Annotated in this window: 10 protein-coding genes; 8 read left to right on the forward strand and 2 right to left on the reverse strand. The window is 51.0% G+C overall.

Annotated elements, in window-relative coordinates; translation table 11 throughout:
- Positions 1-223: 223 nt before the first annotated feature.
- From R2K26_RS02235 to R2K26_RS02265, 7 genes are all read left to right on the forward strand, one after another.
- The gene (locus R2K26_RS02235) at positions 224-2,599 is read left to right on the forward strand and encodes a diguanylate cyclase (RefSeq protein ID WP_316518568.1); all 2,376 of its coding nucleotides are present in this window, start codon (positions 224-226) and stop codon (positions 2,597-2,599) included.
- A gap of 23 nt (positions 2,600-2,622) precedes the next feature.
- On the forward strand, positions 2,623-2,970 hold the full coding sequence (locus tag R2K26_RS02240) for an Hpt domain-containing protein (protein WP_316518569.1): 348 nt from the start codon (positions 2,623-2,625) through the stop codon (positions 2,968-2,970).
- Positions 2,971-3,274: 304 nt separating this feature from the next.
- Positions 3,275-4,300, forward strand: a complete 1,026-nt coding sequence (locus R2K26_RS02245) for a histidine kinase dimerization/phospho-acceptor domain-containing protein (protein WP_316518570.1) — start codon at positions 3,275-3,277, stop codon at positions 4,298-4,300.
- Between the two features lie 235 nt (positions 4,301-4,535).
- Positions 4,536-6,182: an ABC transporter ATP-binding protein gene (locus R2K26_RS02250; RefSeq protein WP_316518571.1), complete on the forward strand. Its 1,647-nt coding sequence runs from the start codon at positions 4,536-4,538 to the stop codon at positions 6,180-6,182.
- A 645-nt stretch (positions 6,183-6,827) separates the two neighbouring features.
- A complete protein-coding gene (locus R2K26_RS02255; protein WP_316518572.1) occupies positions 6,828-7,961 on the forward strand; it encodes an ABC transporter substrate-binding protein in 1,134 nt (377 codons plus the stop codon).
- 175 nt (positions 7,962-8,136) lie between these two features.
- On the forward strand, positions 8,137-9,063 hold the full coding sequence (locus tag R2K26_RS02260) for an ABC transporter permease subunit (RefSeq protein WP_308449677.1): 927 nt from the start codon (positions 8,137-8,139) through the stop codon (positions 9,061-9,063).
- Positions 9,056-9,850 carry an ATP-binding cassette domain-containing protein gene (locus R2K26_RS02265; RefSeq protein ID WP_176819890.1) on the forward strand — a complete coding sequence of 265 codons (795 nt, stop codon included), beginning with the start codon at positions 9,056-9,058 and terminating at the stop codon, positions 9,848-9,850. The genes R2K26_RS02260 and R2K26_RS02265 overlap by 8 nt, the downstream gene beginning before the upstream one ends.
- 156 nt (positions 9,851-10,006) lie before the next feature.
- On the opposite strand, the gene R2K26_RS02270 is transcribed toward R2K26_RS02265, so the two are convergent.
- Both R2K26_RS02270 and R2K26_RS02275 read right to left on the reverse strand, forming a co-directional pair.
- Entirely contained in the window at positions 10,007-10,534 is a 528-nt protein-coding gene (locus tag R2K26_RS02270) for a DUF1003 domain-containing protein (RefSeq protein WP_176819891.1), read from the reverse strand.
- 259 nt (positions 10,535-10,793) lie between these two features.
- Positions 10,794-10,919, reverse strand: a complete 126-nt coding sequence (locus R2K26_RS02275; protein WP_316518573.1) for a hypothetical protein — start codon at positions 10,917-10,919, stop codon at positions 10,794-10,796.
- 566 nt (positions 10,920-11,485) lie between these two features.
- On the opposite strand from R2K26_RS02275, the gene R2K26_RS02280 reads away from it, so the two are divergent.
- The gene (locus tag R2K26_RS02280; protein ID WP_316518575.1) at positions 11,486-11,788 is read left to right on the forward strand and encodes a DUF6110 family protein; all 303 of its coding nucleotides are present in this window, start codon (positions 11,486-11,488) and stop codon (positions 11,786-11,788) included.
- The last annotated feature ends 86 nt before the right edge of the window (positions 11,789-11,874 follow it).

Below are 11,874 nucleotides of genomic sequence, written 5' to 3' on the forward strand. Positions count from 1 at the left end.
GTAAAAAGCAAATATGATAAAATAGAAAATATAGTGTATTTAAATAGTGTTCTTTATTGTGCGGAATAGATAGAATTGCTGCTTTTTATTCACTTTTTGACGAATTTGCAGAGAATATAGCGAATTCTGTCTTTGGCAAGTAAGTCTATCGGTAAAAATGAAAGTGCTTTCCGATAAAAAATAAATTGTGAGACGAAACAGAAAGCGCTGCAAGGAGAAATCTATGAGTTTAAAGGAAAAAATACTCATCGCGGACGATTCGGAAATGAACCAAATGCTCCTTGAGGAAATACTCAGCGATAAGTACGAATATGTCATGGCAAAAGATGGTACAGAAGCCGTCGATATCCTCGAAAAAAACGATGATATCGACCTCGTGATGCTCGATATCAACATGCCGAAAATGGATGGTTTCGGCGTGCTGGAGGTCATGAATCTACGGCATTGGATCAGCGAGGTGCCGGTTATCATCATATCGTCCGAAAATGATGTGGATTTCATCCGCCGCGGCTATGACCTCGGCGCTTCGGATTACATCAGCAGACCGTTCGATCTGACGGTCATCCGCCGCCGTGTCGAAAATACGCTCATGTTGTATGCTCGCCAAAAGCGCCTTGTTCGCCTTGTGGAGGAGCAGGTCTACGAGCGTGAAAAGACGAACAACACGATGATCAATATCTTGAGCCATGTTATCGAATACCGCAACAACGAAAGCGGCCAGCATATTCTGCATGTGCGCATGATGACAGGCACCCTCCTGCACCGTTTGATTGAGATCACGGATAAATACCCGCTGACGGAAACGGATATCTCTATGATCGTTTCGATTTCCGCACTGCACGACATCGGTAAGATCAGCGTTCCGAAAGCAATTTTAAATAAGCCCGGTAAGCTCGACCCCGAAGAGTGGGAGATTATGAAGAATCACGCCGCCATTGGCGACGCCATGCTGTACGACCTCGGTACGCAGCAAGCCGAAACGCTGATGAATCTGGCACATGAGATCTGCCGCTGGCATCACGAGCGTTGGGACGGCCGCGGCTATCCGGACGGCCTCAAGGGCGATGAGATCCCGATTTCCGCGCAGGTCGTTGCCATGGCAGACGTGTACGACGCGCTTACAAGCGAACGCTGCTATAAAAAGGCGTTCGACCACGCGACCGCTATTAAAATGATTACAAACGGCGAATGCGGCGCCTTCAATCCGCTTTTGATACAGTGCCTTTTGGACGTGCAGGATCAGCTTTTCGAGAACATGCACACAGATCCCAGCCGGTTCGATTACCGTCAGGAAGCAAAGCGTCTTTCCGACGAAATGCTCGAGCAAAAAGAGCTTGTGCCTGATAACCGTGCGCACAGCCTGCTCATCTTCGAGCAGAAAAAGGCGGAATTCTTCGCAGAGCAGTGCGGCGGTATCCAGTTTGAATTTGACCGCTGGACAAATACCGTACGTTTCAAAGATTGGAATGCGCCGGTCGATCAACAAGAAAAATCCATGTACCTGACGGAATGGAACGACGTTTCGCTGCTCTCTGAAAAGGATTGGTTCGCTCTGCATGAAAAGCTGAAAGCAACAACACCGGAAAGACCGGAAGTGAAAATGATTGTGCAGATCCCCGTTAACGGGGAATATCGCTGGCAGCGCCTTACGGTAAAATCGCTTTGGACAACTAAGTACAAAAATTATGCCGGCGTGCTCGGACACTTTGAAGATATTCAGGATGAAATGATACGGCGCGGAGAAGAAGCGCTTAAAAAGTGCACGGAAGACAACATAGCGCACCTCTTGGGTGACTTGAGCCGTGTGTTTGAAGTGGTGCGCCTTGTTGATCCGAAAACAAACGAGATCGTCGAGCTGGATGAAGGCGGCAAAGTAATTACTACGCCGATACACTGCTATGAAATTTGGGGCAGAAACGAGCCGTGCGAAAACTGTATTTCTTCCCGCGCTCTGGAAGGAAAAGAATGGGTCACCAAACTTGAAATGCGTGACAGGCAAATGTACTTCGTGCTTTCTAAACATATCAACGTCAACGGACGTATCTGCACACTGGAGATTGCTTCGCATGAAGACGAAGCGGAGCGCGCACGCTGCGGCGGCGACAACGATGCGCCAACGCGTTCTTCGTTTATGAACTTCTACCGCGATACCCTGACCGGAACGTACACGAGACTGTATCTTGAGAGTTTCCAGTCCAATTTGGAAAGCGCAGACGCCGTGGCAATCGTGGATGTTGACCTTTTTAAGCAGATTAACGATACATACGGCCACCCTGTGGGCGATGAAGCGCTGAAAACCATCGCGAACACAATCCAGTCCGGCATCCGCGGCAGCGATACGCTCATCCGCTACGGCGGGGACGAGTTCCTCCTCATCTTCTCCAAGATCGGCGAAGAGGTTTTCTATGAGCGTTTAAAGCAGCTCAGACGCGCCGTGCAGAAGACAAAATTGCCGGATTACCCCGAGGTGAAGCTTGATGTCAGCCTTGGCGGCGTATACCGCGTACACCCGCTCTCCGAAGCCATTCGGCAGGCAGACCTGCGCATGTACGACAATAAAGCGAAACACGCGAATGTAAATCCTGCGGCATGCAGATAGGAATTGCAGAAAGGTGACAGATTATGAAGCTTGAAGAATTGTATCAGAAAATCGGCGGCGACCTCGAAAACGTGATGAAGCGCATTCCGAGTGAGGCAATGATCGGCAAGTTCGTGCGCAAATACGCAAACGACCAGACCTATAACCGGCTTACAGCAGCTGTGGAAGCCAAAAATTGGAAAGACGCTTTCCTTGCGGCGCACACCTTAAAGGGTGTGGCACAGAACCTCGGCTTTGACCGCCTGCAAAAATCGGCATCCGCTTTAACGGAGGCCGTGCGCGGCGCCGTTCCGCTGACGGACGAATCGCTTTTTGAAGAGGTCTGCAAAGATCAGAAGGAGATCATGGAGGCCATCGAAAAGCTTGATTGAGCGGAATTTGAGCGCGATCAAAAGAATTGAGAAAAGAGACCGTATGCATTTTATGAGAAGAAAAAGCCGTTCAAAAGCCTGCAAGCCGGAGTACTTTTGCGCTCCCGCTTTGGTTTCTGCACCCAAAACGCTCTTATTTTCTATGAATTGCAAGCGGTATTATATGACTTAGTAAATATGCCGGTTTTATGGACCGGCTTTATTTGCGTTTGGTTCCCTGTGTAATGCGGCGGAACGGTTTGGGGGAGAATAGGTCGCGCGCTGCGGCGGCAGCTTACAATAGAGGAAAAAAGGAGAATGCCGCATGAATATGTTCACAAAACTTTTGGAGACGCTCGGAAATAATTTCTGGCTTATCATCATTCTTTGCCTTGAGGTTATTCTGGCGGTTTGGCTGCTGTGCTTTGCACGCGGTAAAAAGAAAAATCGTGCCGCAGAGCCGGATGGCCACAGCGTGCAGGACGTGCTCATGTGCGACTTATCTAAGCAGGATGACGAAGTATGTCTCCTGATGCGCCGTTCAGACAAAATGCCGGTCTACGAGATGGGCGATATCGAAAGTCTGCTTGGCATTTCTCTCGCACGTCTGCAGGAGGACATTGCGAGCCTTGAGCCGTGCCTGCACGACCGCAAAAGCGGTCGCAACATTTGGCGGGACTATCTCGCGTGGGACGGAAAAGAACCGATGACCGCAGAATTCCGCATGCAGAACGGCGAGTGGATCACTGTGCACGTTATGCAAAGCGGCACAAAAGAATACGATCTTTTCGCTTTTCACAAAACGACTGAAATGCAGCGCCGCATACAGGGCTATGAAGAGCGCCTGATGCAGGCGGAAGAAGCCAACCAGTCGAAAACTACGTTCCTTTCCCGCATGTCGCATGAGATTCGCACGCCGATGAACGGCATCATCGGCATGCTTACGCTGGCAGAGGGCAAGCTTGAAAAAGATAACCCTGCGATGCAGTATCTTGAGAAGGTCGACGAGCTTTCCGACCACCTGCTTTCGCTCATCAACGATATTTTGGATATGTCCCGTATTGAAGCGGGCCGCGTGCAGCTTGAAAGCAAGCCGTTAAAAAGCTGCTTGCCGCGCAGGAGATCTTTTTGGAGCTTGAAACGCAGAGCACGCTGCTTGGCACCAAAAAAGAAGGGCGCTTTTTGCTTCCTCTCGCATCGGGGCAGAGCTTTTTGGAGCACCTCGTCACGACGAACAAGAATACAAGCTTCAAAACGCGTTTTAAGCTGCACTACGCGGGCCTTTTGTACCCGTGGTTTGCCCGCGCACAAAAAGCACAGCTTACGGATTAAAAGTATTTTAATCTTATAAAAGTCGATGGCGGAGCGAAAAAGCCCCTGCCGTCGGCTTTCGTCATTTTGCGGAAATTTCGACGAATTGATTGTAAAAATAGATGGTTTTGCAAAAAAAGTAGACAAATTTTTGATGATGTAGTATACTGGCGTTAAACGGGAGAGCAAGTCGATCTTTTGCACAAAAACAAATAAACGGCTGAATTTTCATGTTGTCACATGATGAGTTCAGACAACAAAAAGGAGATTTTGAAATGAAGAAAGAGCAAAACCGGCATTCCCTTCACCTCATCCGTCAAAACGTTCCGCAGTTTATTTTGCTCGTTATTTTTTCCGTGCTGCTGGGCGTTTCCGTCATCGCGGTGTCTGTTTTAATGAAAATGTTCCTCGACATCGCTACAAATGCAAGCACTATGCCGCTCACCACATGTCTCATCGACGCGGTCGGCGTTTTGCTCGTGCTCGGCATCTCACAGGTCGTCACGTCCGTTTTGCAGGGCAAGCTTTCCTGCCGTATGGAGCTTTCTCTGCGCAGCGCCATGGTGGAGCACCTCTACCGCACAGACCTTAGGACGTTCGACAGCGGCGCGGCAGATAACTACTTCACGCGCATGACAAAAGACGCGGAGACCCTCTCGAATTTCTATTCCAAAACGCTCATCCCGAGCATCTTTTTCGAGAGCTTCACGTTCGTCGTCAGCTTTATTTTGATGTTCCTCCTCGAGTGGAAACTCGCGGTCGTCATGATCGTCGTCGTGCCGATTTTGATTTTCACCATGATCCGTATTTCCCCAAAGCTTGAGATGAACAGCATTCAGATCATGCAGAACGAAGACAAAAACCGCAATATCTTACAGGAGTTTTTGAGCCAGTATATGCTGTTTAAGTCCTACGGCGTGCTCGGTTGGGTGCAGAAGCGCGTGGGGAATACATACGCGCAAAAGCAGAAGTACGTCGGCAAACTCAGCGTTTTGCAGGGCGCCATCGGCTTTCTCAATAACTTCCTCGGCGTCGGCATGTTCATCATCGCGCTCGGCATGGGCTCATTTCTCGTCGTGCGCGGCGAAACCACCGTCGGCACGCTCATCGCCGTCGTGAACCTCGTCAGCTTCTTCTACGGCCCGTTCTTGCACATTTCGGGCTGGATGGCCGAGGTCAACGAAGTGAAGGTCTCCGCAAACCGCATCGGGGAAATCCTCGCCATGCCCACCGAAAATAGCACACAAACCGCAAAGCCCTCTGTTCAGAATGCAGGTGATGCAGCGCTCACCGCCAAAGACCTCTCCTTTGCGTATGACGAAGAAAAAGTTATCCTGTCCCACGCCGAAACGCAGGTGCACACGGGCGAGATCGTTGCGCTCACCGGCGAAAACGGCAGCGGCAAAAGCACGTTCACAAAGCTGCTCATCGGCTTCTATACACCCACGGGCGGCGAAGTCGAGCTCAAAATCGGCAATAAAACCGTCCACGGCGCGGAAATTCGCAATTATTTAAGCTACGATTCCGGCTTCGTCTCCGTTTTTGCGGGCACGCTCAAAGAAAACATCTGCATGGATCAGCCGTTTGACGAGAAAAAGTTCCGCAAAGCTGTCGAACTCGCCAACCTCACGGAGTTTGTAAACGAAAAAACAGCGGACTACGAGATCGAGCCGGAGGGCAAAAATCTCTCCAGCGGTCAGCGCCGCAAGGTCGCTTTGGCGCGCATTTTCTACGATGACCGCCCGGTCTTCGTGCTCGACGAGCCCACCGCAAACCTCGATAAAGCCTCCGCAGAGGGCATGTTTGAGGCTCTGAAGCAGGTCTGCAAAGACAAAATTTGCATCATCGTCACGCACGATGCGTTCATCTCCGAAAAGTGCGACCGCGTGCTGCATTTGAATAACAAAAAGGTCACAGGATGACCGCAATACGATTTGCATAATAAGGCGATATGAACTCTGCCACTCGCAATGAGCGGTGGGTGTGGCTTAGCTCCGGGCCAATTCCGCCCTTGCGGCAAGGCTCGTCGTAGAGAACGCCTGCGCCGAGTGGCTTATAAATCTTGAGCATTGCTGATGGGCCATTTTTAACAAAATGTATCTTTTTTACAAAAATTCGATTTTTTTCAAAAAGCTAATTGACAATCGAAAAAATGTGTGCTACAATGCACTAAACCGTTGAGGAAGAGTGAGTACGCTTTAGGCAACTTTTCTCACAGAGAGTCGTGGATGGTGGGATCACGGCGGAAAGATAAAGCGGAATGGACTTCTGAGGGCGAACAGAAAAGGATTTCCCGAGTATGTGAGACGGAGTGTGGCTCTCCGTAAACAAAGGTCTGCGTATGATGGTACGCGTAAGAGGGTGTGTGTTTCACATACCAAGCCGGGTGGCACCGCAGGAATTTTGATCCTGTCCCAGCAAGTGATTGCAGGGACAGGATTTTTTTGTTTTTCAGGGAGGTTATTTCATGTTTGTTTACACAAAACGATGGCGCAGCCGCGCTGCATCCGAAATTTTGAACCCGCATTTGAACGCATTAAAACAAACCTGAAAGGATCGATAAATTTATGAAACTCAGAAACGTATTTGCCGTGATCACCGCCGCCGCTATGACCCTCAGCCTCGCCGCTTGCAGCGGTCAGAGCACAGCTTCTTCCACGTCCTCCGCGTCAAGCGACTCTTCTTCGTCCGCCGCTTCCGAAAGCAGTGTGTCGAGTGAAAAGAGCACCGCAAGCGAAGAATCTTCCGGCGCATCGTACACCATCGGCATCTGCAATTACGTCGATGACGCTTCCTTAAACCAGATCGTTGAGAACATCAATGCACGTCTCGCCGAGATCGAAAGCGGGCAGGGCATCACAATCAACGTGAAGTACGACAACTGTAACGCCGACGCGAACGTCATGAATCAGATCATCGCAAACTTTGCAGCCGATAACGTAGATCTCATGGTCGGTGTCGCGACCCCGGTCGCCATGGCGATGCAGTCCGCAACCGAAGACAGCAAAACGCCTGTCGTGTTCGCCGCCGTGTCCGACCCGGTCGGCGCGGGTCTTGTCGCTTCCCTTGAAGAGCCAGGCAGCAACATGACGGGCTCCTCCGATAACCTCGATACCAACTCCGTCATGAACCTTATCTTCGCCCAGAACCCCGATGCCAAGAAGATCGGCCTTTTGTACGACGTAGGACAGGATTCCTCCACCGCCGCCATCGAGCACGCAAAGGCGTACCTCGACGACAAAGGTGTTGAATATGTAGAGCGCACCGCAACGACCGCCGAAGAAGTCGCGCTCGCCGCACAGGCTCTCGTTTCCGACGGTGTAGATGCCGTGTTCACCCCGACCGATAACACCATCATGAAGGCAGAGCTCGCGATTTACGAGACCTTTGCTGACGCAGGCATCCCGCACTACACCGGCGCCGATTCCTTCGCCCTCAACGGTGCGTTCCTCGGCTACGGCGTCGATTACGCAAACCTCGGCCGTGAGACCGCAGATATGATCGCTTCCATCCTCACCGAAGGCAAAGACCCGGCGACCACACCGGTCATCACGTTCGACAACGGCACCGCAACGGTCAACACCGAAATCTGCGAAAAGCTCGGCTTCGACTTCGATACCGTCTCCGAAGCTTTTGCTCCGTACTGCACGAGAGTGGAGGAGATCACGACCGCAGAGAGCTTCAGCGATCTCGAGTCTTAATTTAAATCTCTCAAAAGCTTATCCTACCCCATAAGCTTTCAAACACTTCATACTACCATACTTCATCAATACCTTACTTACCCATTAAGAATGCAATCACCGCTGCCATGCACCCGGTTTTCGGGCGCGTGGCTTCGGCATATCACCACAAATCTGCAAAACGAGGAGTTTTTGTATGTCTTTCGATTCAATCCTGACCCTTGGGCAGACAGCGCTGGAGCTTGGTCTCATCAGCTCGCTGACTGTTTTGGCGCTGTTTTTGAGCTATTCCATGCTGAACGTATGCGACCTTTCCACAGACGGTTGCTTCACGCTCGGCGCGGTCGTCGGCGCGTCCGTCGCGCTTTCCGGGCATCCGTTTCTGGCAATCCCCGCCGCTATGGCGATCGGCATGGTCTCCGGCTTCGTCACGGCTCTTTTGCAGACGAAAATGGGCATTGATAGTCTGCTTGCCGGCATCATTGTCAATACCGCGCTTTATTCCGTCAACATCGGCATCATGAACGGTGCGTCGCTTCTGAACCTCAATAATTCCGATACGGTCTTCACCAAAATGCGTTCGGTGCTCGAAAACACACCGCTTGCGGGGCAATATAAGCTTATCGTCATCACCATCACGGTTGTACTCGTGGCGGTCGTTTTGGGACTTTTCCTCCGCACACGCCTCGGCCTCGCCATTCGTGCGACGGGCAATAACCCGGACATGGTTCGCTCCTCGTCCATCAACCCGGTTAAAACGACCATCATCGGCCTGTGCATTTCCAATGCGTTTACGGCGCTTTCAGGTTGCTTGCTTGCGCAGTCGCAAAAGTCTGTCAGCATCGATATCGGCACCGGCATGGTTACGGTTGCGCTGGCATCGCTCCTCATCGGCGGCGCGTTCTTCGGCAAGGGCAAAATTCCGCTGCGTATCTTCGGCATGGTCGTCGGTGCGTTCGTGTTCCGCCTTGTGTATACCATCGCGCTGCGATTCAACCTGCCCGCGTTCATGCTCAAGTTCGTCTCGTCCGTTATTGTCATTCTGGCAATCTCCGGGCCGTACCTCAAAAAACAGCTTCCGTATCTGAAGCGCCGTTTCGGAAAGGAGCGCACCCATGCTTAAACTCACGCATATCTCAAAGACCTTCAACCCCGGCACGGTCAACGCCAAAAAGGCGATCGAAGACCTCAGCTTCCACGCCGCAAAGGGCGATTTTATCACCGTCATCGGCGCAAACGGCGCGGGCAAATCGACGCTTTTTAACGCCATTTCCGGCAGCTTTTTCACGGACAGCGGCAAGATCGAGCTTGACGGCAAGGACATCACGTTCATGCCGGAGTATAAGCGTGCCCGCAGCATCGGCCGCCTGTTTCAGGACCCCATGCGCGGCAGCGCACCGGGCATGACCATCGAAGAAAACCTCGCGCTCGCAGCGGGGCACGGCGGTTGGCTCAGCTCCATCTCCCGCAAGGACAGACAGGCGTTTCGCGAACGCCTCTCCCTGCTCGGTATGGGGCTCGAAGACCGCATGACCCAGCCCGTGGGTTTGCTTTCCGGTGGCCAACGTCAGGCGCTCACGCTTATGATGGCCACATATAACCCGCCGAAGCTCCTTCTGCTCGACGAGCACACCGCCGCGCTTGACCCCGCCACCGCCGAAAAGGTGCTCGAGATCACGAAAAACACTGTGGAGGAAAACCACCTCACGTGCATGATGATTACGCACAATATGCAGTCCGCACTGGAGCTCGGCAACCGCACCATCATGATGAACGCCGGCAAGATCATTCTGGACGTCACCGGCGAAGAGCGTGCCCACATGACTGTTGCCGACCTCCTCGACCGCTTCAAGCAAGCCGCCGGCAAAGCCCTCGATAATGACCGTATGCTTTTGAGCGAAGCAGAGTAAAATTTGAAATCGAAAGACAGCAAAAGCAGATGCCCCGAATCCACATCGGGTGCATCTGCTTTTGCTGTTCCAAAACGGCGGGGATATCCGCCGTCGTTCCTTTACGGACGGTGATGCTTTTTTAATACGATCTCCCAAATCTTTATGTGTAAAGCGTTATTTTTCCTCGTTTTCCGGCGCAATCTCCGCTTCAATCTTATCCAAGCGGCGGTTGATCTTCTTTTGGTTTTCCAGAACAAGGTCAAGCTTTTTGTGCAGATCATCGATGATGAGCTCGCTTTTTAAGTTGATCTTATAGTCATTCTCTGCACGCTGACGGTCTTTTGCTTCTTGGCGGTTCTGGCTCATCATGATGAGCGGCGCTTGCACGGCAGCGATGCACGAAAGTACGAGGTTTAACAGAATAAACGGGTATTCGTCAAATGCTCTCGAACCCAAAACGAGGTTTATGACCATCCAAATGACCATGACGGCGATAAAGCTGAAAATAAACGCCCAACTGCCCGCAAAGCGCGCCACTGCGTCCGCGGCACGCTGCCCAAACGTCATGTGCTCGTCCTTGTCTGCGTTTTTTGTGACTTCCGTTGCAATCAGCTGATGAATCAGTTCCTCATCCGTGAATTCCTCGTCCGTCACATGTAAAAGCTCGCTGATAATTTGGTTGCGTTTCGCGCCTTTTTTCATAGTAAACTTACCTCTTATCCCAAGATTCTTCGCCGCATTTCGGCGTTATCTCCAGTCTATTACAAAACCGCGTGCGTTGTCAACCGCAAGGTGTAAAAATAGTGAAAAAACGCACATTCGCGGTTTTGTCTTGCGAATATGCGTTTTGAAATTTAATAGACTTTAACTGTCAATGGTGGGAAGGTACAGCTCGGTAATGTCCGGGTCATGCGCGGCGGATTTCACCAGTGTGTCGCAAATGGCCTGCCGGTTCGGAATTTTATTCATGGCACTGCGCCTCCTCTCGTTCGTCAAAGTCGTGCATGATGATCTTGTATTCCTCGCCATCGCCCATCACGGTATAAACGCGGTAACTTTTGCCGCTGCGTTTGCCTGCAAGCGCCATACCGACGCACAGTGTTTTGTTGTCAGTCCTCGTGTACCGTACAGAGTGGGAAATAGAGAATACCTGTGGCGCGTCTAATTGTTCCTATAAGCGCAATGTAAACCGCTGTATTCCAATGCTGCGGAAAGAGAAAGTTGCATCGAAAGTCTAAATGGAGTAATTTCGTCTTTTTGGTTCGAAAATTGCCAAAATGTTTCTTTTGAGCTGTATGTACATCGTGTGCGCGTCTGTGCAGAAACCGCAAAAGCCGGCATGAAACCTGTGGTTGTTTAAACTAACCGATTCTGTTTTAACAAATTGTCCAAAATGGTACTGCTAACTTGCAGGTTGTTTTTTACAAATAATAGAAAATTGTGTTTTTTGTGTGAAAACTGTTGAAGTTAGGTAAAAATCGTGCTATTCTTTTGCCAGAACAAACAAGGTGGTGAATGAATATGAAAATGCATAAGCATTTTGCAAGGCTTACCGTTTTGTTCTTTGTGCTGACTCTCATCAGCGGACACATGAAAAAGTAATTTTATGAGCCGCATGGTTAAAATGCGGCCCGCAATACAGGAGGTATTTTTATGAATTGGGCAAAAATCGGTCTTTTCGCAGCAGGTGTTCTGTTTGGTACCGCCGGCATCAAGGTACTCGGCAGCAAGGACGCTAAGAAGGTCTACACCGAGACCACTGCAGCTGCTCTGCGTGCCAAGGAGTGCGTCATGACAACGGTCACGACCATCAAGGAGAACGCAAACGACATCCTGACCGACGCTAAGGAGATCAACGAGCAGCGCGTTGCCGATGCTGCCGCAGAGGTCATCGAAGATGCAGCTTGCGCATGCACGGAAGAAGCTGCTTCCGCGGAAGAATCCACCGAAGCTTGATCGCGGGTCTATCCCGGGTCTGAATTACCGGAGAGCCGCCGAAAGCGGCTCTCTTTTTTCGTTCATCTGCTCTGTTTTTCGGAGCT

Source organism: Neglectibacter sp. CSJ-5 (assembly GCF_032490475.1).
Classification (GTDB): domain Bacteria; phylum Bacillota; class Clostridia; order Oscillospirales; family Acutalibacteraceae; genus Hominenteromicrobium; species Hominenteromicrobium mulieris.